This is a genomic window from Homoserinibacter sp. YIM 151385 (assembly GCF_027912415.1).
Classification (GTDB): Bacteria; Actinomycetota; Actinomycetes; order Actinomycetales; family Microbacteriaceae; genus Schumannella.
The window spans coordinates 1,290,901-1,315,391 of record NZ_CP115175.1 but is presented as its reverse complement, the minus strand read 5'-3'; the positions used below and the strand labels follow the sequence as shown (position 1 = coordinate 1,315,391).

The following is a 24,491-nucleotide window of genomic DNA, read 5'->3' as shown; positions in this document are numbered from 1 at the left end:
ATCGCCGATCCTCCCGTCCGGCCCCGGCATCGCTCGGGCGCCGATGCGCCGGGGCGCGTCAGATCTTGGCGCCGCCGGAGGCCTCGATGCGCTGGGCGGTGACCCAGCCGACCGGGGCGGTGAGGAGCGTCGCGATGACGCCGCCGATGTCCTCCGCCTCGCCGACGCGGCCGAGCGCGGTGACCGAGGTGATCGCATCCCGGTACTGCGCGTTGTCGCGGATCTGGCCGCCGCCGAAGTCGGTCGCGGTGGCGCCGGGCGCGACCGTGTTGACGGTGATGCCGCGCGCGCCGAGCTCGCTCGCCCAGTAGCGGGTGAGCACCTCGACGGCGCCCTTCATGGCGGCGTAGACGGAGTGCCCGCCGGGGTTCACGAAGCGCGCCAGCCCCGAGGAGAGGTTCACGATGCGCCCGCCCTCGGCGAGCATCGGCGCGAGCGCCTCGGTGAGGAGGTAGACGCCCTTGACGTGCACCTGGAAGAGCGCGTCGATCGTCGCCGGATCGGTGTCGCCGAGGGTCGTCGCGCCGTGGAAGCCGGCATTGTTGACGAGGCCGTCGAGCTCCTCCCGGCCCCAGCCCTCGCGGAGGGTGCGGCGCAGCGTCTCGACGAAGGCGGGGATGCCGGCCGCGTCGGTCGTGTCGAGCGGCAGGGCGGCGGCGCGGCGGCCGAGCGCCTCCACCTCGGCGACGACCTCGGACGCCTCGGCGGCGCCCGTGCGGTAGGTGATGACGACGTCGCCGCCGGCGCGGGCGGTCGCGATGGCGGTCGCGCGGCCGAGGCCGCGGCTGCCGCCGGTGATGAGGGAGATGCGGGTGGAGGTCATGGGGTTCCTTTCGACGGGTTCCACTCTGCGCCCCGCGGCGGTCCGCGTTCAGGCCGCGTCGATCGGGGGATCGGGGATCCCCCGCTCGACGGAGCTCAGGGGAGCGACGCCGGCCGCGACATCCCCGCGATCCGGCGGACCGCCTCCTCGAGCACCTCCGCCGAGCACGCGAGGTTGACGCGCACGAAGCCCTCGCCCTCGCGGCCCGCGGTCGAGAAGTCGAGGCCGCGGTTGAGGGCCACGCGGCCCTCGGCGAGGATGCGCTCGGCCGGGTCGTCCTCGAAGCCGGCGCCGCGCAGGTCGAGCCAGCCGAGGTAGGAGGCGTCCGGCGAGTGCAGCACGGCCCCCGGGAGGTGCTCGGCGATGAGGGCCACGAGCCGGTCGCGGCTCGCGGCGATCGCCTCGCGCACGCCGTCGAGCCACTCGCCGCCCTCCGCGAATCCGGCGGTCGAGGCGGCGCGGCCGAGGAGGCTCGCCCGCCAGGTCACCTCGATCGGCAGCGCGTCGAGCACGGCCGCGCCGCGCGCGGAGCCCGCGACCATGAGCGCGCACTTGACGCCCGCGAGGTTGAAGGCCTTGGAGGCCGAGGGCGTCGCGAGGCCGACCTCGCGCGCGGCGTCGGAGACGGCGAGGAAGGGCGTGAACTCGACGCCGTGATGCGTGAGCGGGGCGTGGATCTCGTCGCTCACGACGAAGGCGCCGTGGGCCCGGGCGATCTCGGCGAGGCGCTCGAGCACGGCACGCGGGTGCACCAGCCCGAGCGGGTTGTGGGGGCTGCAGAGCAGCACCCCCCGAGCGCCCGCCGCGAGCGCCGCCTCGACGCCGTCGAGGTCGATCGACCAGGCGGCGGCGGGCACGACCCCGTCGACGGCGGCTGCGGCGTCGGGCCGCCGCAGCGGCACCTCGACGACGCGCGCGCCCGCCTCCTCGACGAGCCAGGGGAAGGGCGTGTAGACGGGCGGCATGATGACGACGCCGTCACCCGGCTCCGTGAGCCCGCGCAGCAGCTCGACGATCGCGACGCTCACATCCGTGGTCGAGCGGACCATCGCGGGGTCCACCGTCCAGCCGTAGCGGCGCTCGGCGAACCCGGCGAAGGCGCTCGCGAGCGGCGCCATGTCGCTGACGTAGCCGGTGTCGGAGCGCTCGATGAGGTCGAGCATCGCCCGCTTGACGGGCGGCGCGAGCGGGTAGTCCATCTCGGCGACGAAGAGCGGGAGGACGTCGTCGGGGTAGGCGCGCCACTTCTCGCTCGTCCGGCGGCGCAGGGTCTCGAGCGGCTCGGCGACCACGGGGGAGCTCATGGCGCCAGCATGGCACGGCGTCGGGGCACGCGGATCGACGCATCCACAGGCGTGCCGAGGGAAGTCGTGCGAGACTCGGCGGATGGAGCCCAGCCCCGTCGCCCGGGCATCGCAGCCCGGTCCGGCCTCGCCGCCCGCGCCCGCCGCCCTCCTCGAGGACGCCGCCCGCATCGTGGAGGCGGTCGAGACCGTCATCGACGGCAAGCGGGATGCGATCGAGACCGCGCTGACGGTCCTGCTCGCGGAGGGGCACCTCCTCCTCGAGGACGTCCCGGGCGTGGGGAAGACGATGCTGGCCCGGGCGCTCGCGCGGAGCATCGACGCGAGCGTCTCCCGCATCCAGTTCACCCCCGACCTGCTGCCCGCCGACATCACGGGCGTCAGCATCTGGGATCAGCAGCGCCGCGACTTCGAGTTCAAGCCGGGTCCCGTCTTCGCGAACATCGTCATCGGCGACGAGATCAACCGCGCGAGCCCGAAGACGCAGTCGGCGCTCCTCGAGAGCATGGAGGAGCGGCAGGTGACGGTCGACGGCACGAGCCACGACCTCGCGCGCCCCTTCCTCGTCATCGCGACGCAGAACCCGATCGAGATGGAGGGCACCTACGCCCTGCCCGAGGCGCAGCGCGACCGCTTCATGGCGCGCATCTCGATGGGCTACCCGGATCTGGCGAGCGAGGTGGCGATGCTGCGCCAGCGCGAGACCGGCAGCCCGCTCGATGCGCTCCGGCCGGTCGTCGGGCTCGCTCGGCTGCGCGACATGGTGGTCGCCGTGCAGCACGTCTTCGTGAGCCCCGCCGTCGAGCAGTACGCGGTGGCCCTCGCCTCGGCGACGCGCCGCGATCCCGAGCTGCGGCTCGGCGCGAGCCCCCGCGCGACGCTCCAGCTGGTGCGCGCGGCGAAGGCGCGGGCGGCGCTCGCGGGGCGCGACTTCGTGCTCCCCGACGACCTCGACCACCTCGCGGTGCCGGTGCTCGCGCACCGCCTCGTCGGCCTCCGCGCGGCGGGCGGCGCGCAGGCCTTCGGGGCGGACGCCCTCGCCGACATCGTGCGCCGCATCGTGCAGGCGACGCCCGTGCCGCTCGGCGCGGGCGGCTGAGACGGGACGGGTCGGGATGCCGGAGCGGGCTCCCGGGCGGCGGCTGCACCGCACCGCCGTGCTGCGTCCGACCCTCCGCGGCGGCGCCCTGCTCGTGATCGGCGCGCTGACGATCATCGGCGGCTATCTGACCGGCTTCGAGGAGCTCGTGATCGCGGGCTGCCTGCCGGTCGTGCTCGCGCTCGCGGCGCTCCTCTCGGTGCGCCTGCGCCGGCCGGTGCTCGAGGTGACGCGCGCCTTCGACCCGCCGGTCGTCGCGGCGGGGCGCCTCGCGCGGGTGCACCTCGCCTTCCGCAACCGCGCCGCCTCGCCGACGACGGAGGCGACCTGGAACGACATCCTCCCGTGGCCGGAGTCCGCCGACCCGCATCGTCTCCCCGAGATGCAGCCGCGCGGCGCGGGCGCGCGCCCCGACGCGCGGGTCTCGGCGCTCGCGGTCGCCGGCTACGACCTCCACCCGCCCCGCCGCGGCCGCTTCGAGATCGGGCCGCTGGCCCTCGAGCACGACGACCCCTTCGGTCTCGCGCGCTCGGTCCTGACGCTCGGCGGCGTCGACGAGCTCGTGGTGGTGCCGGACCTCGTCGACCTGCCCGGCGGCTCGCTCAGCGTCGCCCAGGGCGAGGGCGCCTCGCTGGTCGTGCACCGACGCGTCTTCGGCAGCGACGACGACCTCACGACGCGCGAGTACCGGCCGGGCGATGCGATGCGCCGCGTGCACTGGCGCGCCTCCGCCCGCCACGGCGAGCTCATGGTGCGGCAGGAGGAGCAGCGCAGCCACCCCGAGTCGCGCGTCCTCGTCGACACGCGCCTGGACGGCTACGACGACCTCGAGGACGAGCCGGCCTATCTCGACCGCCCCGGCGTCCAGAGCGAGAGCTTCGAGTGGGCGGTGCGGATGCTGGCCTCCCTCGGCGTGCACCTCGCGGACGCGGGCTTCGAGGTCGTCGTCGCGGAGTCGGCCGAGGCCCAGGCGGCGCCGATCGGCGAACGCGCGGACGGGGCGCGGCGCGACGTCGACTTCCTCCGGAGCCTCGCCGACATCCGCCTCCTCCGGGCGGAGCCCCAGGCGCGCCCGGCGCCGCTCGACCCGGGCTCGGGCGGCCCGGTGTTCGCGCTGCTCGCCGACCCGCGCGACGCCGTGCTCGAGTGGATGGCGCGCCAGCGCCGGGCGGGGGACGCCGCGGTGGCCTTCGCGGTCGGCTGGGGCGACGAGCGCTCCCGGCACGCGCTCGAGGCGGAGCGCCGGCTGCAGGACGCCGGCTGGCTCGTGATCCGGGTGGATGTCGACGACGATCCGGCGGACGCCTGGCGCGCGGCCCACAGCGGCTGGGGGACGATCCGTGGCGCCGGCTGAGCCGGGCGCGCCTCGCTCGACCGAGCCCCGCCCGCTCCTCGTCTCGGGCCTGCTCGCGCTCGGGATCGCGGCCTCCATCGGCGGGCTCCACGTGCTCCTGCAGGGCGTCGGCTGGTGGCTGCAGGCGCTCGTCATGGTGCTCGCGGTGCTCGGCGCGGCGGCCGCGGTGCGCGGCCTCCTGCGCGATCGGGAGCGGCGGCGCTGGCTCCCGCCGCTCGCGGGTGCGCTCGCGGGCGTCGCGATGCTCGTGCTCGTCTTCGCACCGGGCACCGCGATCCTCGGCGTCGTGCCGACCCCCGACACGCTCGAGGCGATGCGGCAGCTCGTGGTGCGCGGCGGCGCCTCGATCGCCGAGCAGCGGATCCCGGCCCGGGCGGATGCGGGGATCGCGCTCCTCATCGCCGGGCTCGCCGTCTTCACGGCGGTCTGGGCCGACATCACGGCGATCGCGCTCCGGCAGCGGGCGATCGCGGCGGCGCCGCTCGCGCTGCCGATGATCGTGCCGCTCGCGATCCGCTCGGGGATCGCCTCCGTGCCGATCTTCCTGCTCGTCGCGCTCGTGTGGCTGCTGCTCCTCCGCCTCGGTCGACCGCGGCGGACCCGCGGCGACGGGGCGGTCCTGGGGGCGACCGCGCTCGTCGGCGCGCTCCTCGTGCCCGTCGCGCTGCCGCCCGTCGAGCCCTCCGGCGGCGGCGCCGCGACCGGGCTCCAGACGCGCGTCAACCCGATCATCGAGCTCGGGAACGACCTCCGCCGAGCGCAGGCGGTGCGCGCCCTCACCTACACCTCGTCCACGGGCGACGGCCTCTACCTGCGGCTCGCGACGCTCGACGAGTTCTCGGGCCGCGCCTGGACGCCCGTCGACGTGCCGCGCGCCGAGCAGCGACGGGTCGACGAGTTCACGACGCCGCAGGGGCTCGAGGACTCGGTGCGCCGCGCGGAGTTCGAGGCGCAGATCTCGATCGAGCAGATCGGCGGCCGCTGGCTGCCGGTGCCCTACCCGGCGACGAGCGTCGACGGCCTCGAGGGCGACTGGTTCTTCGAGCCGGAGGGGCTGTCGGTCCGCTCGAGCGCCGCCGGCGCGGACGCCCAGGAGTACGAGGTCGCCTTCCTCGAGGTGCTCCCCAGCCGCCGGGAGCTGCTCGCGGCCGGCCGGGTCGTCCCACGGAGGCTCGAACGGCTGACGGAGCTGCCGGACGGCATCCCCTCGGTGATCGGCGCGACCGCCCGCGAGGTCGCGGACGGTCTCGAGACGCACTACGAGCAGGCGCTCGCGCTCCAGCAGTTCTTCACGAGCGGGGACTTCGTCTACTCCGAGGACACGCCCGTCGAGGACGGCTACGACGGCACGGGCGCCCAGGTGATCGAGCGGTTCCTCGAGGAGCGCTCCGGCTACTGCGTGCACTTCTCGTCCGCGATGGCGGTCATGGCGCGCACCCTGGGCATCCCCGCTCGGGTCGCGGTCGGGTTCCAGCCGGGCCGGGAGCTCGTCGTCGACGGCGAGCGGCGCCAGGTCGTCTCGACCCATGACTTCCACGCCTGGCCGGAGCTCTACTTCGACGGCATCGGCTGGGTGCGCTTCGAGCCCACCCCGAGCCGCGGCGACGTGCCCGACTACGCGCAGCCGCTCCCGAGCGACGACCCCGAGACGCCCGAGGACGAGCGCACCGACGAGCCGAGCGCGGCACCGGAGCCCTCCCGGGACGCGAGCGGCGGGCCCAGCGACCTCCCCTCGGATCCCGCCGAGGAGGACCCGGTCGCGCAGGGCGCGCGTGCCGCATCCCTCGCGCCGCTCCTCGCGGTCGGCGCCCTCGTGCTGCTCGTCGCGATCGGCCTCGCCCCGGCCGCGGCCCGGGCGATCCGGCGAGAGCGGCGGCGCTCGACGGTGCTGGCCGGGCGGGGCCCGGTCTCGCTGCTCTGGGTGGAGCTGCGCGAGAGCGCGAGGGACCTCGGCTGGCTGGCGCCGGACTCGGAGACCGTGCAGGAGCTCGCGCTGCGCGCCGGCGCCGTCGTCGCCGACCGGGCGCCGCTCGACGAGCTCCGCCGGCTCGTCGAGGCGGAGGCCTACGCCCGACCGGGGCCGCGCGAGGCGCGGGCGGCGGTCGCGGCGCTCGACGGCGCTCGCCGGGGCATCTCGGCGCTCGGCACCGCGGCCGAGCGCCGCCGCGCCGTCCTCTGGCCCGCGAGCCTCATGGACCGCGTCACGCCCGCGCGCTGGCGCCTCCGCGGCGACGAGGAGCCGGAGTCGGGGGATGCCGGCCCGCCGCCCGCGGGTCCGCTCAGGCGCCTCCGGGGCGGGGGCTGAGCGGCGCGACGGCGAGCTGCGGGCCGCCCGTGATCGGGTTCGCGCTCCAGGCGGCGCGCACCCCGTAGACGCGGGCGATGAGCTCCGGGGAGAGCGTCTCGACCGGCGGCCCCTCGGCGACGGCGCGCCCGCCGTCGAGCACGAGCACGCGGTCGGCCCAGGCGGCGGCGAGCCCGAGATCGTGGAGCGCCGCGACGACGGTCGTGCCGGTCTCGGCGAGGGCGCGCAGCAGCTCGAGCATCGCGAGCTGCGCCCGCACGTCGAGGTGGTTGGTCGGCTCGTCGAGGAGGAGCAGGCGGGGCCGCTGCGCGAGCGCCCGGGCGAGCAGCACGCGCTGGCGCTCGCCGCCCGAGAGCTCCGTGACGCGACGGTCCGCGAACTCGGCGGCGCCGGCCGCCGCGAGCGCCGACGCGACCTCCTGCTCGGCCCCCGCATCCTGCCCGAGGACGCCCTCGTGGGGCAGCCGGCCGAGCGCGACCACCTCGCGCCCCGTGAGCGGCAGCTCGGTCGCCGCATCCTGCTCGACGATCGCGACCCGGCGCGCGCGGGCCCGTCGCGGCATCCCGAGCAGCTCCTCGCCCGCGAGGCGCACCGTGCCCCGGGCGGGGAGGATGCCGGCGATCGCGTGGATGAGCGTCGACTTGCCGGCGCCGTTCGGCCCGACGAGGGCGGTCACGCCGCCCGCGGGCGCCTCGAGCGCGACGTCGTCGAGCACCGTGCGGCCGCGCCGCACGGCCGTGAGCCCGGCGACCGCGAGTCCGGCGTCCGCGGCGCCCGCGCCCGCGGCGTCCGTCCCGGCGCTCATGCCTCGCTCCGGCGCCGCGCGAGGAGCGCCGCGAAGATCGGGGCGCCCGCGATCGCCGTCACGATGCCGACCGGCAGCTCGCGCGGCTCGAAGGCGGCGCGCGCCGCCGTATCCGCCCAGAGCAGCGCGACCGCGCCCGCGAGCGCCGCGAGCGGCAGCAGCGCGCGATGCCCCGGCCCCGAGAGCAGCCGGACCGCGTGCGGCACGACGAGCCCGATGAAGCCGATCGCGCCGCTCACCGAGACGAGCGCCCCCGTGAGCAGCGCCGCGAGCACGAGGAGCAGCCAGCGCGTGCCCTGCACCCCCACCCCGAGGGCGGCCGCCGCGGCATCCCCGAAGGCGAAGGCGTCGAGTCGCCGGGCCGAGAGGAGCAGCGGGATGCCGGCCGCGAGGAGCGCGAGGCCGGCGACGAGCGCGGAGGGCCAGCGGGCGCCCGCGAGCGAGCCGAGCAGCCAGGCGAGGATCTCGCGGTAGGCGTCGCCGGTCGCGCTCCAGAAGATGACGAGGCTCGTGAGCGCGCCCGCGAAGGCGGAGACGGCGACGCCCGCGAGCACCATGCGCGTCGGGGTGAGCGCGCCGAGCGCGCCCGCCAGCCCGAGGGTGGCGAGGAGCGCGAGCACCGCCCCCGCGAAGGCCGCGATCGGCAGGAGCACGGCGACGCCGGCGAGCGAGATGCCGAGCACGAGCACCGCGACGGCGCCGAGCGAGGCGCCCGAGGAGAGGCCGAGGAGGTAGGGGTCGGCGAGCTGGTTCCGGGTGAGCGCCTGCATGACGGCGCCGCAGATCGCGAGACCCGCGCCGACCGCGGCGGCGGTGAGCACGCGCGGCACGCGCACCTCCCAGACGATGCCGTCGCGCAGCGGCGAGAGCGGGCTCGGCGTCCCCGTGAGGTGCGCGGCGACGCTGCCGCCGACCTCCTCCAGGCTGAGACCTGCGGCGCCGATCGTGATCGACACCGCGATCGAGACGAGCAGGATGCCGACCAGGGCGAGCGCGCCCCATACGGTCCGCGGGCGGCGCGGCGTACGGCCTGCGCGGCCCGCGCTGCCTGCGCGCCCCGCGCTGCCCGTGCTCAGGGCCGCCGCCCCAGCCCGAGCTCGCGCGACTGCTCGGCGACGGACGCCGCCGCCTCGACCGTCCGGACCCCCGCCTCGCTCGCCGCGAAGGGCACCACGATGTAGTTCCCGGCTCGCACCGCCGAGAGCTCGCGCGTCGCGGGATCGGCTTCGAGCTTCGCGATCTTCGACGCCGCGGTGCTCCAGCTCGCGTCGACGACGACGATCGCATCCGGGTCGGCGGCGATGATCGACTCCCAGCCCAGGCTCGCCCAGGCGCCCTCGACGTCGGACGCGATGTTCTCAAGGCCCGCCGTCTCGAGCACGAGCTGCGGGGCGCCCTCGCCCGCGCCGACGTACGGCGTGTCGCCGCCCGAGGAGTACCAGAGCGCGGTCGGAGCGCCCTCGACGGGCTCGATGCCCGCGAGCTCGGCGCGCTGCTCCGCGAGGAGCGGCTCGGCATCCGCGTGGAAGATCGTCGCGACCTCCTCGATCTCGCGGAACACCTCCTCGAAGCCGAGCGGCCCGGGCACGTCCGCCGAGCGGCACGCGGCGGGCGAGACGTAGCCCGCGACGCCGAGCGCCTGCAGCTCCGCGCGATCGCCCGCGCCCTCCGCGCCGAGGTTCGACTCCCAGCCCGCGTACACGAGGTCCGGCTCGAGCTCGAGCACCGCCTCCTCGCCCGGCACCTGCTCGGAGAGCACGGGGATGTCGGCCGCCTCCGCCGCCCAGCGCTCCGGCACCGGGCCGTCCGCGAACGCCGAGCCGACGATCCGATCGCCGAGGCCGAGGGCGAGGAGCATCTCGGTCGAGGTCGACTTGATCGTGACGACCCGCTCGGGGGCGCGGCCGATCGGCACCTCGACCCCGCAGTTGCGGATCGTGTCGGCCCCGGCTCCGCCCGCCGCGGGGGAGGCGGGCGAGCCGGGTGCGGTGACGGCGGCGCAGCCGGCGAGGGCCGCCGCGGCGAGCGAGACGAGGGCGAGCGCGGGGATGGCGCGGGAGCGGATGCGGGACACGGGGCCTTCCGGGGTCCGAGGGCAGGGCGGCACGGCGCGGTCGATGCCCGCGCGCGGACCGTGCCCGCCGAGGACCGGACGAGGCGCACCGGGCCAGACGAGCCCGGGGGTCGCCGCGAGTCTAGCCGCGCCGCGCGCGCGTGCGCCGGGTCGGGGTCGTCGGGCGAGCCCGGGGGTCGCCGCCGGCCGAGCCGAGTCGCGCGCGCGTGCGCCGGGTCGGGGTCGTCGGGCCGGAGTCGCCGGGTTAGGGTCGCCGGGTGCGATGGTCGATCGTGGTGCCCGTGAAGTCGGCGGCGCTCGGCAAGACCCGGCTGGACCCGCGCGAGGACCGGCCGGCGCTCGCGCGCGCCGTCGCGCTCGACACGATCGCCGCCGCCGCGGCGGCCGACTCGGTCGAGCGGGTGCTCGTCGTGAGCGGCGACCCGCTCGACGCCCGCGTGCTGCCGCCCGGGGTCTCGGTCCTCGCGGATCCGGGTCGCGGCCTCCTCGCGGCGATCCGCGCCGGGCTCGCGCACCCGGGGAGCACGCCGGCGGTCGGTGAGGGCATCGCCGTGCTGCTGGGGGACCTCCCCGCGCTCCGCCCCGCCGAGCTGGATGCGGCGCTCGCCGCGGCGGCACGGCATCCCCTCGCGATGGTGCGGGATGCCGAGGGCACGGGCACGACGCTCCTCACGGCGCGCGGGGTGCGGCTCGAGCCGCGCTTCGGTCCCGGCTCCGCCGCGGCACACGCCGCGCTCGGGCACGTCGCCGTCGACGAGACGGCGGGGCCGGGCCTCCGACGCGATCTCGACACCGCCGAGGACCTCGCGGCGCTCGTCGGGCTCGGCGTCGGCCCCGCGACGGCCGCGGTGCTCGCCCCCGCCCGCTGACCCCCTCCTCCCCGCGAAGTGGGTTTCTCCGCATTCGCCGCGAGGATCCTCGCCGCGAACGCGGAGAAACCCACCTCTCGCGAACGCGGAGAAACCCACCTCTCGCGGGCGGGCGGGGCGCTCAGCCCAGCGCGACGTCGAGCGCGTCGGCCGCGAGCCGCGCTGCGAGCGGCACCTCGCGCATCCAGAGGGGCCGCACCTCGGCCCGCACGCCGAGCGCCGCGACCTCGGCGGACTCCCCGGCATCCTCCTCGGCGAGCAGCCACGCGTCGAGCAGCCCGCCCGCGTCCCGCGCCCCGTAGTGCGCGGCGACCGCCGCCGCGCGCGTCTCGACCCCGATCGCCGTGAGGCACACGTCGGCCATGCCCCGCACGACGGCCCCGCCGATGACCGGCGAGACGCCGACGACGCGCGCGGATGCCGAGGCCAGCCCGGCGCGCACGCCCGGCACCCGCAGGATCGGCCCGATCGAGACGACCGGGTTCGAGGGCGCGATGAGCACGGCATCCGCCGCCCCGATCGCCTCGAGCACGCCGGCCGAGGGCCGCGCATCCTCGATGCCCGGGTTGTCGAAGCCGAGCGGTGCGAGCGAAGCCCGGTGCCGGGTCCACCACTCCTGGAAGTGAAGGTCGCCCTCCGCCGTGCGCACCTGCGTGTCGACCTCGGCGTCCGTCATCGGCAGGAGGGTCGCGCCGAGCGGCCAGCGCCGCGAGAGCCGCGCGACGACCTCGCCCGGGCTCGCGCCATCGCGCAGCCAGCTCGTGCGCGCCAGGTGCGTGCCGAGATCGAGGTCGCCGAGCGTGAACCACGGCCAGCCGACGCCCCAGGCGCCGAGCTCCGCGCTCACCCGCTCGCTCTCCTCCCGGCGCCCCCAGCCGCGCTCCTCGTCGGCGACGCCGGCGAGCCGGTACAGCAGCGAGTCGATGTCGGGCATGAGCCGCACCCCCGCGAGCCACAGGTCGTCGCCGGTGTTGACGACGACCGTGATCGCCGCCGCGAGCTCGGCATCGGAGACGCCGGGATGCCGCTCCCGCAGCGCCTCCCGCAGCCCGCGCACGAAGAGGGAGCCGCCGACGCCGCCCGCGAGGACGACGACGCGGGGGAGGGGCCTGCTCATCCGGCCATCCTCGCGTAGAATCTCCCGCCGTGCCTGTCTTCGCCCCGACCCCATGGACCGTCCCGGTCCGCGATGTCGCGCGCCGTCCCGGCGACATGCGCGAGCTGGAGCTGGAGCTCACCGCCCCCGAGCAGATCGGGGAGGCCGTGGCGGTCGTCCGCGAGGGCGAGCCGGTGCGGATCGACCTCCGGCTGGAGAGCCTGCACGACGGCATCCTCGTGACCGCCGACGTCCGCACGACCGCCCGCGGCGAGTGCGTCCGGTGCCTCGACCCCGTCGAGCTCCCGGTCCGAGTCGATATCCAGGAGCTGTTCGGCTATTCTGTCGACGAAGCTCTCGACTACCAGGTTCGCGATGATCACGTGGATCTCGAACCGGTGGTGCGAGACGCGGTGGTGCTGTCACTGCCGTTCCAGCCGGTATGCCGGCCCGATTGCGCAGGACTCGACCCGGAGACGGGCGAGAAGCTGGCGCCCGGGACGACGCCCCAGCAGCGCGAGGTCATGGATCCGCGCTGGGCCGCGCTGGAGGGCTTCGAGGCAGACACCACCACCGATGACCCCGGCACCGCGAGTGCCCAGTAAGACAGAGAAGAGAGACCCATGGCTGTTCCCAAGCGCCGGCAGTCGCGAGCCAACACCCACGCCCGTCGTTCGCAGTGGAAGGCCGACGCGCCCGCCCTGGTGAAGACCGTCGAGAACGGCAAGACCGTCTACAGCCTCCCGCATCGCGCGAAGGTCGTCGAGGACTCGGCCGGCACGCCGCTCTACCTGGAGTACAAGGGCCGCAAGGTCGCCGACGTTTGACGTCGTCAGCTCACCCCCCGGGTGAGGAGCTGCTCGAGAAGCTCGGGGTCGACATCGACCCCGAGCTTCTTCGGCTTGCGCTGACCCACCGCTCGTACGCCTACGAGCACGGCGGGATCCCGCACAACGAGCGCCTCGAGTTCCTCGGCGACTCGATCCTCGGGCAGGCCGTCACGGTCATGCTCTACCGCCGGTTCCCCGAGCTCGAGGAGGGGGGCCTCGCGAAGCGCCGCGCCGCCGTCGTGTCGACGATCGCGCTCGCCGAGATCGCCCGCGGGATCGGGCTCGGCGCCCACCTCCTGCTCGGCAAGGGGGAGGAGCAGACGGGCGGCCGCGACAAGTCCTCGATCCTCGCGGATGCGGTCGAGGCCGTCATCGGCGCCGCCTACCTGTCGGCGGGCGACGAGCCCGCGACCGCGATGGTGCTGCGCCTCGTCGAGCCGCTGCTGGGGGATGCGGACCGCTTCGGCGCCGCCATGGACCCGAAGACGAGCCTGCAGGAGCTCGCCGCGAGCCTGCACCGCGGCATCCCGCACTACACGGTCGCCGAATCCGGCCCCGATCACGACAAGCGCTTCCACGCGACCGTGCTCCTCGCCGACCATGCGGTCGGCACCGGCACCGGCACGAGCAAGAAGCACGCCGAGATGGCGGCCGCGCTCGAGGCCTGGACGGCGCTCTCGATGGAGCGCCGGCCGCGCCGCCGCGGTGCCGCGCCCGCATCCGCCGGCTCCTGACATGCCCGAGCTGCCCGAGGTCGAGGTCGTCCGCGCGGGGCTCGCCCCCGCCGTCGAGGGTGCCGTCGTCGAATCGGCCGAGGTGCTCGACGCCCGCTCGCTGCGCCGTCACGAGGGCCCCGAGGAGGACTTCGTCGAGCGCCTGACGGGCGCGAGGATGCGGCTCCCGCGCCGACGGGGCAAGTTCATGTGGGTGCCGCTCGAGCCGGGAGCCGCCGGTGCCGGTGCGGGTGCCGCCGCCGGCGCCGCGCTCGGCGGCGAGCCGTCCGAGGCGCTCGTCGTCCACCTCGGCATGAGCGGCCAGGTGCTGCTGCGCGAGCCGGAGGCGCCCCGCGACCGGCTCACCCGCATCGTCATCGGCGTCCGGCATCCCGAGCACGGCCGGCTGCGCGTCGACTTCGTCGACCAGCGGATCTTCGGGTCGATGGCCCTCGACCGCCTCCTGCCGGCGCCCGGGGTGCCGGGCGACACGGTCCCTGGCCAGGCGGCGCACATCGCCCGGGACCCGATGGATCCGGCCTTCGACGACGCGCGCTTCCTCCAGGCGCTCGCCCGCCGCGACACCACCGTCAAGCGCGCGCTCCTCGACCAGACGCTCGTGAGCGGCATCGGCAACATCTACGCCGACGAGGCGCTCTGGGCGGCCCGCATCCACTACGAGCAGCCGACCCGCACCCTGAGCCGCGCCCGCGCACGGACCCTGCTCGCCGAGGTCCGGCTGGTGCTCGGCAAGGCGCTCGCGGAGGGCGGCACGAGCTTCGACGCCCAGTACGTCAACGTGAACGGCGCCTCCGGGTACTTCTCGCACTCGCTCAACGCGTACGGGCGGCAGGGCGAGCCGTGCCCGCGCTGCGGCCGGCCGATCGTGCGCGAGACCTTCATGAACCGCGGCTCGCACCTCTGCCGCTTCTGCCAGCGCCTGCGCGCACCCCGGCCCCGTCCGCTTCCCGCCTGACGCGGACCGTGCGCCCCGCGTCCTCCCCGCGGCCTCTCGGCGCCTCAGCCCCTCCGCGCCGCGCCCGCCGTGATCGCCGCGCCCGCCTGCGCGCTGCGCTCGTGAGGGGTCCCATATGACCGGTTCCGGCCTCCCGAACCCGTCATATGGGACCCCTCACCGCATCCGGTCATGGGGCGGTCGTCAGGCTCCCGACCTCGGCGAGGTCCTTGCGCCACGCGCCCTCCGTGGCGATCGCCGTGAAGCCGACCGCCTCGTTGACGGCGAGCATGTGGCGGTTCTCCTCGGCGTTGAAGGTCGTGATCGCGGGGTGGCCGGGCTGCTCGCGCTCGAGGAAGGCGATGTTGGCGAGCTTCACGAGCATCCCGAGCCGGTGGCCGCGGTGCTCGCGGAGCACGAGCGTGTCCTCCTGCCCGACGCTGCGGTGCGTCTCGGGCGGCACGTCGAGCACCGTGAAGCCGGCGAGGCGCCCGGTGGGGATGTGCTCGGCGGCGGCGAAGAGGCGGGTGCGGCCGCCGTCGAGGGCCACCTGCTCCTCGGTGCGGACCCGCTCGGCCGTGTAGACCTCCTCGGGCTCCTCCATGCCGGCGCTCGGGGCGTCGGTCGACATGCGGGTCCAGAGCAGCGCGAGGTCCTCCACCCAGTCGTCGGCGACGCGGTCGATCCAGGTCACGACCCGGTAGTCGGGCCCGGCCGCAGCCTCGGCCTCGGCGAGGTGCCGGGCGAGGATGCCGGGCTCGGCCGGCAGGACGAGCCGGCTGCAGCGCTCCACCTGCTCGAGCCGCCAGCCGTGCGCGAGGAGGAAGGCGACCTCCGCGTTGCCGGCCGGGATGCTGCCGAAGCCGGTCGGCGGCTCGAGCCGCTCGCCGGGATGCTCGGGATGCGCGCCCCAGCCGAGGAGCTTGACGACGCCCGCCTCGCGAGCCCACGACTCGAGCCGCGCGTGGAGGGCCGCGCCGATGCCGCGCCGACGGGCCTCGCGTGCGACCTGGATCTGCAGCCAGGCGGTGTCGGGGGTCTGCGGGCTCGTCTGGAGGACCGCCCGCGCGACGAGGCGCCCGTCGACCCGCGCCGTGAGCAGGCGCTTCGGCTCGTGCTCCTGATTGCGCCAGCCGGGCAGCAGCTCGGCGGCCGAGTACGCGAACTCAGGGGTCCCGTACACCTCCTCCTCGACGGCGTTCCGGACCTCGACGGTCGCCGCGAAGTCCTCTCCGCCCGGGCCGTCGAGGGTCTCGGGGATCGGGAGCTCGACGAGCTCGAACGGCTGCGCGGACATGACGCATCTCCTCCGCCGCCCGACGGGCAGCCTGCCAGGCTAGACCCGCGCCGCCCGGGTTGTCGAGGCGGGGGCGGGCCGGGCATCCGCTAGCGTTGATCGACCGCCGGGGCGAGCCCGGTCGCCGGACGAGAGAGCTGCCGCCGCGTGTACCTGAAGAGCCTGACCCTCAAGGGGTTCAAGTCCTTCGCCTCGCCGACGACGTTCCAGTTCGAGCCGGGCGTGACCTGCGTCGTGGGGCCGAACGGATCCGGCAAGTCGAACGTCGTCGACGCCCTCGCCTGGGTCATGGGCGAGCAGGGCGCGAAGACGCTCCGCGGCGGCAAGATGGAGGACGTCATCTTCGCGGGCACCTCCACCCGCGGTCCCCTCGGGCGCGCCGAGGTGACGCTGACGATCGACAACTCGGACGGCGCCCTCCCGATCGAGTACAGCGAGGTCACGATCTCGCGCACGCTGTTCCGCAACGGCGGCAGCGAGTACGCGATCAACGGGCAGGGATGCCGGCTGCTCGACGTGCAGGAGCTCCTCAGCGACTCGGGTCTCGGCCGCGAGATGCACGTCATCGTCGGGCAGGGCCAGCTCGACAAGATCCTCCGCGCGACCCCGGAGGAGCGCCGCGGCTTCGTCGAGGAGGCGGCCGGCATCCTCAAGCACCGCCGCCGCAAGGAGAAGACGCTCCGCAAGCTGGAGGCGATGCAGGCGAACCTGACCCGCCTCTCGGATCTCGCGGGCGAGATCCGCCGTCAGCTCCGGCCGCTCGGCCAGCAGGCCGAGATCGCGCGCGAGGCGCAGACCATCCAGGCCGTCGTCCGCGACGCGCGGGCGCGCCTGCTCGCCGACGAGATCGTGGAGCTGCGCCGCACCCTCTCGGACGTCTCGAAGTCGGAGGGCGAGCGAAAGACGGAGCGCCTCGTGCTCCAGGAGCAGCTCGACCAGGCGAAGCTCCGCCAGGGCCGCCTCGAGCAGTCGATGACGGGGGATGCGGTCGACGAGGCCCGACGGGTCGCCTTCGCGCTCGAGCAGGTCCAGGACCGCCTCCGCTCGCTCTCGGCGCTCGCGAATCAGCGCCTCACGCTCCTCAGCCAGCAGTCGGAGCTTCCCGGCATGTCGGCGACGGTCACGCAGGGCATGGTCGATGAGGCCCGCGAGGAGGCGAAGCGCCTGGAGTCGGGGATCGCGGAGGCGGAGACGGCGCTGGGTCGCGCGAGCGCCGCGACCGCGACGGCCCGGGCGAGCCTCGACTCGCTCGACGAGGAGATCAGCGCGCAGAGCGCGCTCGTCTCGCAGCACGACCTCGAGCAGGCGCGTCTCGTGAGCGCGGTCGAGGTCGCCGCCTCCCGGCTCACCGCGACGCGCGATCAGCTCGAGCGGCAGCGCGCCGCGCTCGAGCAGGCGGAGCGGCGCCGCGACGAGTCCCGCCAGGGCTTCCGCGAGCTCGACGAGGGCGAGGACGCCCCCGCGGGCGACAGCGAGGCGATGCAGGGCGAGGTCGAGCGGTCCGAGGAGCGCGTCCAGTCCGCGCAGGACGAGGTCGAGCGGCTGCGCGATGAGCTCCACGCCGCCGAGCGGGAGCGGGATGCGCTCGCGGCCCGCGTGAGCGCCCTCGCGATGGCGGTCGACCAGCGGGACGGCTCGGGTGCGATCGCGGGCGAGGCGGGCATCCGCGGCATCGTCTCCGACAGCCTCGACGTCGAGCCAGGCTGGGAGGCGGCCGTCGCGGCGGCCCTCGGCCCGCTCGCGGAGGCGGCGCTCGCCGACGACCGCGATGCCGCGCACGGCGCCCTCGCGCACGCCCGCGACGCGGACGCCGGCCGGGTCGAGATCGTCGTCGCGGACGCCGCGCCGGGGGAGCCGCTCGGCGGGCTGCCCGCCGGGGCCTACGCGGCATCCTCGCTCGTCCGGGGTCCCGCGGGGGTGCTGGGGCTCCTGGCCCGCGTCGTGCTCGTCGAGGACGTCGAGGCCGCTCGCGCCGCCTGGCCCGCGCTCTCGGGGATCGCGCACGTCACGGTCGCGACGCGCGCGGGCGACATCCTCACGGAGCACGTGCTCCGCGGCGGCACGGGCGGGCGCAGCCGCCTCGAGCTCGCGGCCGAGCGCGACGCCGCCGAGGAGCAGCTCGTTGCGGTGACGACGACGATCGAGCGCTCCTCCTTCGCGCTCGCCGAGGCGCGCGATGGCCTCCAGCAGGCGAAGTCGACCGCGCAGGCCGCCGCGGCGGCGCTCCGCGAGCACGACCAGTCGCTCGCCGCGCGCAGCGAGGCGCTCGCCCGCGCCCGCGCACAGGTGGAGGCCGTGGAGGCCGAGTCGGAGCGCCTCACCCAGGCGGTCGACACCCTCGCCGAGGCCGCCCGCACCGCCGAGCAGGCCGTCGACCAGGCCGTCATCCGACGCGACGAGCATGCCGCGACGCCGCGCCCCATCCTCGACGTCTCCGCTCGCGACGGGCTGCTCGCGGAGCTCGAGGCGGCGCGTGCCGCCGAGGTCGAGCAGCGCGTCGGGCTCGAGACGGCCCGCGAGCGGGTGCGCGCCCAGCGCACCGCCGCGGAGAGCCTCCGGCAGCAGCTCGAGGCCGAGCGCAAGGCGGCCGAGGAGGCCGCCCGCCTCGCGGTGCTCCGCCAGCACCAGGTCGCGGCCGCGAGCGAGGTGCTCGACGCCCTCCCGCCCGTCCTCGCCTCGATCGACCGCTCGACGCAGGAGGCGCGCGTCGAGCTCGCGAGGGCCGAGGCGGACCGCGCGAAGCAGAACGAGGAGCTCTCGGGTCTGCGCGCGCAGGAGGCCGGGCTGCGCGAGCGGCTGCAGGGCCTCAACGAGAGCGTCCACGGCCTCGAGATGCAGGCCTACGAGAAGCGGCTCCACCTCTCCTCGCTCCTCGAGCGCGCGGCCGGGGAGCTCGGGCTCGTCGAGGACGTGCTCGTCGCCGAGTACGGCCCGCACGTCCCGGTGCCGGCGGATGCGCCGATCGAGCGCGCCGAGCCGCGCACCGCGGACGACGAGCGGGCGGAGGCGGCGCTCGCCGAGGCCCCCGAGGGCGATCCGGATGCGGAGCGGACCGAGGACGAGGCGGTCGAGGTCGCCGACGCGGCCGACGAGGGCGACGCCGAGGGCGAGGAGACCGAGCCCGAGGAGACCGCCCCCGGCATCCCCTTCGACCGCGCCGAGCAGCGTGCGCGTCTCGCGAAGGCGGAGCGCAAGCTCGGCCAGCTCGGCCGCGTGAACCCGCTCGCCCTCGAGGAGTTCGCGGCGCTCGAGCAGCGCCACCGCTTCCTCACCGAGCAGCTCGCCGACCTCACGGCGACGCGCAAGGACCTGCTCACGATCATCGACGAGCTCGACGAGCGCATGCGCGACATCTTCGGCGCCGCCTTCGAGGACACCCGGGCGGCGTTCAACCGCGTGTTCCCGGTGCTGTTCCCGGGCGGCTCGGGCAGCCTCCAGCTCACCGACCCGGAGCACCTGCTCACGACCGGCATCGAGGTCTCCGTGAAGCCCGCCGGCAAGAAGATCGAGCGGCTGTCGCTGCTCTCGGGCGGCGAGCGCTCGCTCGCGGCGGTCGCGCTCCTCATCGCGATCTTCAAGGCGCGGCCGAGCCCGTTCTACATCATGGACGAGGTCGAGGCGGCGCTCGACGACGCGAACCTCGGCCGCCTCCTCGCGATCTTCGAGGACCTGCGGGAGAGCTCGCAGCTCATCGTCATCACCCACCAGAAGCGCACCATGGAGATCGCGGATGCGCTCTACGGCGTGAGCATGCGGCAGGACGGCGTGAGCGCGGTCGTCGGCCAGCGCGTCGTCTCCGAGGCGGAGCGCGCGGCGACCGCCGCGGCTGCGGGCTGAGCCCGCCCGCCGCGGCCGGGGGACCGCTCCCCATTACCGAGCTCCGCTCGCGATGGGAGGCTGGCGCCACGATCCGAAGGAGCCGTCATGATCATCTGGAGCCGCTGGGGCATCCTCGTCCTCCTTTTCGTCGGCCTGGGCGTGCTGCTGGGCTTCCTCCTCGCGAACGTCGTCGCCGCGGCGAGCGGCACGACCGCCGCCGAGTCCGGGCCGGGGGTCGGCGTCTTCGTCGGCATCGGCTTCGTGCTCTCCGCAGGGCTGCTGCACCTCGTCGCCCGCGCGACCATCGGCCGCGTCATCGACAAGCCGCGCCAGGCGACGGTCGTCGAGAAGCTGGCGCAGCCCGAGCCGGGCCCCGGCGGCGGGATGCGGACCCATCGCACGGTCGCGGTCGTCCACCCCGAGACGGGGCAGCCGGTGTGGATCCGCCCGACCTCGACGTTCTTCTTCATCCCCGTGCGGTTCTGGCCGTTCGTGCTGGCGGGTCTCGGGCTCGTGATCGCCGTCGTCAACGGCGTCGCCCTGGCGGCCGCCTAGCCGACCGCCTCAGTCCTCCGGGGTGAGGTCCTCGAGCGGCTCGTCGTTGACGGTGAGCACGCGCCACCGCTCGCCCTCGAGCCCGAAGGTCGAGACCGAGCCGTTGACGATCGCGGGCAGCTCGCGGCCGGCGAGCTCGGCGAGCGTGTAGCGGATGAGCGTCCCGTGGCACACCACGAGCACGTCCTCGTCGCGATAGTCCTCGGCGATGCGGTCGAGGGCCGCGCGGCCGCGCCGGACGACCTCGTCGATCGGCTCGATGCCCGGCGCCGTCTTCCCCGGCCAGCGCTCTTCGGCCTCCGCCTCGACGACGCCCTCGGCCTCGCCGTAGTCGCGCTCGATGAGCTCGTCGTACGCCGGCCCCAACTCGATGCCGAGCCCGTCCGCGATGATCTGGGCGGTCTCCCGCGCACGCGACAGCGGCGAGCTCACGATCGCCTGCCAGCCGCCGCCCGCGAGGCCGGCCACCGCATCCCGCGCCTGCTGGCGCCCCGTCTCGTTGAGGGGGATGTCGGTGGCGCCCTGGAGGCGCTTGTGCAGGTTCCAGTCGGTCTGGCCGTGGCGGATGAAGGCGAAGGTCACGCCCCCATCCTGGCGCGCGCCGCCGCCCGCGCCGAATCGGGGGACCCGGACCCCGTCTCGAGCGGGGCGTCGCCGTGCCCGCCGCTCAGTAGGCTGAGGGCATGGCAGCAGGCTTCTCGCTCTCCGGCGCGCTGCGCGGCATGTTCGCGAAGCGCACGATCGACGACGCGACGTGGGAGGAGCTCGAGGACGCGCTGCTCGGCGCCGACTTCGGCCCCGACATCACGGAGCAGATCGTCGAGGACCTGCGCGGCAAGGTCGAGCGCTACCGGACGACCGATCCGAAGGACCTGCAGCGGATGCTGCGGGAGGGCATCGAGGAGCGCCTCGCCCGCCTCGACCCGACCCTCAAGCTCAGCGAGCGCCCCGCGGTCGTGCTCGTCGTCGGCGTCAACGGCGTCGGCAAGACGACGACGATCGGCAAGCTGTCCCGCTTCCTCGTGAACAACGGCCGCTCGGTCGTCGTCGGCGCGGCCGACACCTTCCGCGCGGCGGCCGTCGAGCAGCTCGCGACCTGGGCCGAGCGCTCGGGCGCCCGGGTGGTGCGTCCCGAGCAGCCGGGGCAGGATCCCGCATCCGTCGCCTTCCAGACGGTCGAGCTCGCGAAGCGCGACGGCATCGAGATGGTCCTCGTCGACACGGCGGGGCGTCTGCAGACGAAGAGCGGCCTCATGGACGAGCTCGCGAAGGTGCGGCGCGTCGTCGAGAAGCAGGCGCCCATCTCGGAGGTGCTGCTCGTGCTCGACGCGACGACGGGCCAGAACGGGCTCGCGCAGGCGGAGGCCTTCATCCAGCACGCCGGGGTCACGGGGCTCGTCCTCACGAAGCTCGACGGCTCGGCGAAGGGCGGCTTCGTGCTCGCCGTGCAGGAGCGCACCGGCATCCCGATCAAGCTCGTCGGCCAGGGCGAGGGCATCGGCGATCTCACGGGCTTCACGCCGCACGTGTTCGCGCAGCAGCTGGTCGGCTGACGCCGCCCACGGACCACCCCGCCTCCGCTCGGCCCTCGGGAGGGGTGCGTTCAGGCGAGCGCGCGGTGCGCCGCCGCCAGCTCGAGGTAGGTCGCGGCGTTCCGGCGGATCCCGTCGACCTCCTCCTCGGTGAGCTCGCGCCGCACCTTCGCCGGGACGCCGGCGACGAGCGAGCGCGGCGGGATCACGGCATCCTCGAGCACGAGGGCTCCGGCCGCGACGAGCGACTCGCGCCCGATGACGCTCCGATTGAGCAGCGTCGCGCCCATGCCGATCAGGCAGTCGTCCTCGACGGTCGTGCCGTGAAGGATCGCGCCGTGGCCCACGCTCACGCCGCGGCCGACGACCGTCGGCACGCCGGGGTCGCCGTGCGCGACGACGTTGTCCTGCAGGTTCGAGCCCTCGCCGATCTCGATCGCATCCCGGTCGGCGCGCAGCACCGCGCCGTAGAAGACGCTGGACCGGGGATGCAGCCGGACGCGCCCGATGAGGGTCGCCGTGGGCGCGGCCCAGGCCTCCTCGTGGATCTCGGGGTGGTCGTCGCCGTAGGGCAGGATCGTCGCCATCCCGTCACCGTACCCCGTGCCGCGACGTAGACTGTCGGGCACCATGGCCACCTTCGGTACCCTCTCTGATCGCCTCACCGCGACCTTCCGCAACCTCCGCACCAAGGGGCGGCTCACGCCCGCGGATGTCGACGGCACCGTCCGCGAGATCCGGCGCGCGCTGCTCGACGCCGACGTCGCGCTGGAGGTCGTCAAGACCTTCACGGGGGCGGTGCGCGAGCGGGCGCTCGGCGACGAGGTCTCGAAGGCGCTGAACCCCGCCCAGCAGGTCGTGCAGATCGTCAACGAGGAGCTCGTGCAGGTCCTCGGCGGCCAGCAGCGCCGCCTCGAGTTCGCGAAGAAGCCGCCGACGGTCATCATGCTCGCTGGCCTCCAGGGCGCCGGCAAGACGACCCTCGCGGGCAAGCTCGCGAAGCACCTCAAGAAGGAGGGGCACACGCCGCTCCTCATCGCGGCCGACCTCCAGCGTCCCAACGCGGTCACGCAGCTGCAGGTGGTCGGCGAGCAGGCCGGGGTGCCGGTCTGGGCGCCGGAGCCCGGCAACGGCGTCGGCAACCCGGTGAAGGTCGCGAAGGAGGGCGTGAAGGAGGCGGAGCGCCGCCAGCACGACACCGTCATCGTCGACACGGCCGGCCGCCTCGGCATCGACGCCGAGCTCATGAAGCAGGCCTCCGACATCCGCAAGGCCGTCGACCCCGACGAGGTCCTCTTCGTCATCGACGCGATGATCGGCCAGGACGCCGTCGCGACGGCGCGCGCCTTCCAGGAGGGCGTCGACTTCACGGGCGTCGTGCTCTCGAAGCTCGACGGCGACGCGCGCGGCGGCGCGGCGCTCTCGGTCGCCTCCATCACGGGCCGGCCCATCATGTTCGCCTCGACGGGCGAGGGTCTCGACGACTTCGAGCCCTTCCACCCGGACCGCATGGCGAGCCGCATCCTCGACCTGGGCGACATCCTCTCGCTCATCGAGCAGACGCAGCAGGCCTTCGACGAGGAGGAGGCCCTCAAGGTCGCGGAGAAGTTCGCGACCGACAGCTTCACCCTCGACGACTTCCTCAAGCAGATGCAGCAGCTCAAGAACATGGGCTCCATCAAGGGGATGCTGGGCATGCTCCCCGGTGCGCGCGGCATGCGCGAGCAGCTCGACAACTTCGACGAGCGCGACGTGACCCGCACCGAGGCGATCATCCAGTCGATGACCCGCGCCGAGCGCGCCAACCACCGCCTCCTCAACGGCTCCCGCCGGCTCCGCATCGCGCGCGGCTCGGGCACGACCGTCACCGAGGTGAACCAGCTCATCCAGCGCTTCGAGCAGGCCGCGAAGATGATGAAGACGGTCGCGAAGGGCGGGATGCCGCAGATCCCCGGCATGGGTCCCATGCCCGGCGGCTTCGGCGGCGGCCGGAAGGCGGCCCCGAAGGGCAAGAAGAAGGGCGCGCGCAGCTCCGGCAACCCCGCGAAGCGCGCGCAGGAGGCGCAGGCGAAGGCGCAGGGCGTGCCGAGCGGCCCGACGAGCGCGGGCGGCTCGGGCTTCGGCCTGGGTGGCGGCGCACTCGGCGGCACCGCGGGCGCGGACGGCAAGGGCCCGAGCGAGGAGGAGCTCGCTGCCCTCCAGAAGCTCCTCGGGCGCTGACCGCTCGGCGCCGCGACCGCCCCGGCGCGTAGTCTCGACCGCGTGACCACGACATCCCCCGGCCGTCCCGTCCGCATCGGCGTGCAGGTCCAGCCGCAGCACGCCCCCTACGCCTCGATCCGCGACACCGTGCGCGCCCTCGAGGACCTCGGCGTCGACATCGTCTTCAACTGGGACCACTTCTACCCGCTCTCGGGCGAGCCGGAGGGCCTCCACTTCGAGTCCTGGACGATGCTCGCCGCGATCGCGGAGCAGACCGAGCGCGTCGAGCTCGGCGCGCTCGTGAACTGCAACTCGTACCGCAACCCCGACCTCCAGGCCGACATGGCCCGCACGATCGACCACATCTCGGGCGGGCGCTTCATCTTCGGCACGGGCTCGGGCTGGTTCGAGAAGGACTACGACGAGTACGGCTACGAGTTCGGCACGGTCGGCTCGCGCCTCGACGCGCTCGCCGAGGCCCTGCCGCGCATCGAGGCGCGCTGGACGAAGCTCAACCCGCGGCCCACCCGCGACATCCCCGTGCTCATCGGCGGCGGCGGCGAGAAGAAGACGCTCCGGCTCGTCGCGCGCCACGCCGACATCTGGCACAGCTTCGGCGACCCGGAGACGCTGGAGCGCAAGCTCGGGATCCTGGCGCAGCACTGCGAGGCGGAGGGCACGGACCTCGGCGCGATCGAGATCTCGAACGAGCTGCGCGGTCGCGACCGCGCCACCGCCGACGAGCTGCACGGCCTCGGCGTCACGCTGTTCACCCTCGGCATCTCGGGCCCGGACTACCCGCTCGAGAAGGTCCGCGAGTGGGTGCGCTGGCGCGACGAGCTCAACGGCTGAGACGGCT

General features: G+C 75.2%; 22 protein-coding genes. 13 read left to right on the top strand and 9 right to left on the bottom strand.

All coding sequences use genetic code 11. The annotated features are described in order from the left end of the window. Window positions 1-58 precede the first annotated feature (58 nt). Together OF852_RS06410 and OF852_RS06405 are read right to left on the bottom strand one after the other, a co-directional pair. The gene (locus tag OF852_RS06410; protein WP_271120966.1) at window positions 59-823 is read right to left on the bottom strand and encodes an SDR family NAD(P)-dependent oxidoreductase; all 765 of its coding nucleotides are present in this window, start codon (window positions 821-823) and stop codon (window positions 59-61) included. Between the two features lie 95 nt (window positions 824-918). Beyond that, a complete protein-coding gene (locus OF852_RS06405) occupies window positions 919-2,127 on the bottom strand; it encodes a MalY/PatB family protein (protein WP_271120965.1) in 1,209 nt (402 codons plus the stop codon). A gap of 82 nt (window positions 2,128-2,209) precedes the next feature. Between OF852_RS06405 and OF852_RS06400 the strand changes: the two genes are divergently transcribed. From OF852_RS06400 to OF852_RS06390, 3 genes are read left to right on the top strand one after another with little or no spacing between them, the layout of a single operon-like run. Then, window positions 2,210-3,226: an AAA family ATPase gene (locus tag OF852_RS06400; RefSeq protein ID WP_271120964.1), complete on the top strand. Its 1,017-nt coding sequence runs from the start codon at window positions 2,210-2,212 to the stop codon at window positions 3,224-3,226. A gap of 16 nt (window positions 3,227-3,242) precedes the next feature. Next, on the top strand, window positions 3,243-4,580 hold the full coding sequence (locus OF852_RS06395) for a DUF58 domain-containing protein (RefSeq protein ID WP_271120963.1): 1,338 nt from the start codon (window positions 3,243-3,245) through the stop codon (window positions 4,578-4,580). Continuing rightward, window positions 4,567-6,885 carry a transglutaminase family protein gene (locus tag OF852_RS06390; protein ID WP_271120962.1) on the top strand — a complete coding sequence of 773 codons (2,319 nt, stop codon included), beginning with the start codon at window positions 4,567-4,569 and terminating at the stop codon, window positions 6,883-6,885. The genes OF852_RS06395 and OF852_RS06390 overlap by 14 nt, the downstream gene beginning before the upstream one ends. Here the strand turns inward: OF852_RS06390 and OF852_RS06385 are convergent. The 3 genes from OF852_RS06385 to OF852_RS06375 form a co-directional block, all read right to left on the bottom strand. Then, complete coding sequence (locus OF852_RS06385) at window positions 6,860-7,690, bottom strand: ABC transporter ATP-binding protein (RefSeq protein ID WP_271120961.1); 831 nt, start codon at window positions 7,688-7,690, stop codon at window positions 6,860-6,862. The genes OF852_RS06390 and OF852_RS06385 overlap by 26 nt on opposite strands. Continuing rightward, window positions 7,687-8,652, bottom strand: a complete 966-nt coding sequence (locus OF852_RS06380; RefSeq protein WP_442908658.1) for a putative F420-0 ABC transporter permease subunit — start codon at window positions 8,650-8,652, stop codon at window positions 7,687-7,689. Before OF852_RS06380 ends, OF852_RS06385 begins: the two co-directional genes overlap by 4 nt. A gap of 110 nt (window positions 8,653-8,762) precedes the next feature. Beyond that, window positions 8,763-9,764 carry a putative F420-0 ABC transporter substrate-binding protein gene (locus OF852_RS06375; RefSeq protein WP_333781471.1) on the bottom strand — a complete coding sequence of 334 codons (1,002 nt, stop codon included), beginning with the start codon at window positions 9,762-9,764 and terminating at the stop codon, window positions 8,763-8,765. Window positions 9,765-10,021: 257 nt separating this feature from the next. Between OF852_RS06375 and cofC the strand changes: the two genes are divergently transcribed. Further along, window positions 10,022-10,633, top strand: a complete 612-nt coding sequence (gene cofC / locus OF852_RS06370; protein ID WP_271120960.1) for a 2-phospho-L-lactate guanylyltransferase — start codon at window positions 10,022-10,024, stop codon at window positions 10,631-10,633. 121 nt (window positions 10,634-10,754) lie between these two features. On the opposite strand, the gene cofD is transcribed toward cofC, so the two are convergent. Then, window positions 10,755-11,750, bottom strand: coding sequence for a 2-phospho-L-lactate transferase (gene cofD / locus OF852_RS06365; RefSeq protein WP_271120959.1), 996 nt, complete (start codon window positions 11,748-11,750; stop codon window positions 10,755-10,757). A 95-nt stretch (window positions 11,751-11,845) separates the two neighbouring features. Here cofD and OF852_RS06360 point away from each other — a divergent pair, with 95 nt between their 5' ends. The 4 genes from OF852_RS06360 to mutM are packed head-to-tail and all read left to right on the top strand — an operon-like array spanning window position 11,846 to window position 14,248. Beyond that, complete coding sequence (locus OF852_RS06360) at window positions 11,846-12,334, top strand: YceD family protein (RefSeq protein ID WP_271120958.1); 489 nt, start codon at window positions 11,846-11,848, stop codon at window positions 12,332-12,334. 18 nt (window positions 12,335-12,352) lie between these two features. After that, a complete protein-coding gene (rpmF, locus tag OF852_RS06355) occupies window positions 12,353-12,556 on the top strand; it encodes a 50S ribosomal protein L32 (protein ID WP_271120957.1) in 204 nt (67 codons plus the stop codon). Next, window positions 12,553-13,293 carry a ribonuclease III gene (gene rnc, locus OF852_RS06350; protein WP_271120956.1) on the top strand — a complete coding sequence of 247 codons (741 nt, stop codon included), beginning with the start codon at window positions 12,553-12,555 and terminating at the stop codon, window positions 13,291-13,293. Before rpmF ends, rnc begins: the two co-directional genes overlap by 4 nt. 1 nt (window position 13,294) lies before the next feature. After that, window positions 13,295-14,248, top strand: coding sequence for a bifunctional DNA-formamidopyrimidine glycosylase/DNA-(apurinic or apyrimidinic site) lyase (gene mutM, locus OF852_RS06345; RefSeq protein WP_271120955.1), 954 nt, complete (start codon window positions 13,295-13,297; stop codon window positions 14,246-14,248). Window positions 14,249-14,417: 169 nt separating this feature from the next. On the opposite strand, the gene OF852_RS06340 is transcribed toward mutM, so the two are convergent. After that, window positions 14,418-15,524, bottom strand: coding sequence for a GNAT family N-acetyltransferase (locus OF852_RS06340; RefSeq protein ID WP_271120954.1), 1,107 nt, complete (start codon window positions 15,522-15,524; stop codon window positions 14,418-14,420). 147 nt (window positions 15,525-15,671) lie between these two features. On the opposite strand from OF852_RS06340, the gene smc reads away from it, so the two are divergent. Further along, the gene (smc, locus tag OF852_RS06335; RefSeq protein WP_271120953.1) at window positions 15,672-19,361 is read left to right on the top strand and encodes a chromosome segregation protein SMC; all 3,690 of its coding nucleotides are present in this window, start codon (window positions 15,672-15,674) and stop codon (window positions 19,359-19,361) included. Between the two features lie 87 nt (window positions 19,362-19,448). After that, window positions 19,449-19,898 carry a hypothetical protein gene (locus tag OF852_RS06330; protein WP_271120952.1) on the top strand — a complete coding sequence of 150 codons (450 nt, stop codon included), beginning with the start codon at window positions 19,449-19,451 and terminating at the stop codon, window positions 19,896-19,898. Between the two features lie 9 nt (window positions 19,899-19,907). Here OF852_RS06330 and OF852_RS06325 read toward each other — a convergent pair whose 3' ends face one another. Beyond that, window positions 19,908-20,480, bottom strand: a complete 573-nt coding sequence (locus OF852_RS06325; RefSeq protein ID WP_271120951.1) for a histidine phosphatase family protein — start codon at window positions 20,478-20,480, stop codon at window positions 19,908-19,910. Window positions 20,481-20,581: 101 nt separating this feature from the next. On the opposite strand from OF852_RS06325, the gene ftsY reads away from it, so the two are divergent. Next, window positions 20,582-21,451, top strand: a complete 870-nt coding sequence (gene ftsY, locus OF852_RS06320; RefSeq protein WP_271120950.1) for a signal recognition particle-docking protein FtsY — start codon at window positions 20,582-20,584, stop codon at window positions 21,449-21,451. A gap of 50 nt (window positions 21,452-21,501) precedes the next feature. Here ftsY and OF852_RS06315 read toward each other — a convergent pair whose 3' ends face one another. Beyond that, the gene (locus tag OF852_RS06315) at window positions 21,502-22,017 is read right to left on the bottom strand and encodes a gamma carbonic anhydrase family protein (protein WP_271120949.1); all 516 of its coding nucleotides are present in this window, start codon (window positions 22,015-22,017) and stop codon (window positions 21,502-21,504) included. Between the two features lie 43 nt (window positions 22,018-22,060). Between OF852_RS06315 and ffh the strand changes: the two genes are divergently transcribed. Both ffh and OF852_RS06305 read left to right on the top strand, forming a co-directional pair. Then, window positions 22,061-23,650, top strand: coding sequence for a signal recognition particle protein (ffh, locus tag OF852_RS06310; protein ID WP_271120948.1), 1,590 nt, complete (start codon window positions 22,061-22,063; stop codon window positions 23,648-23,650). A 42-nt stretch (window positions 23,651-23,692) separates the two neighbouring features. Further along, on the top strand, window positions 23,693-24,484 hold the full coding sequence (locus OF852_RS06305) for an LLM class F420-dependent oxidoreductase (protein ID WP_271120947.1): 792 nt from the start codon (window positions 23,693-23,695) through the stop codon (window positions 24,482-24,484). Window positions 24,485-24,491 lie beyond the last annotated feature (7 nt).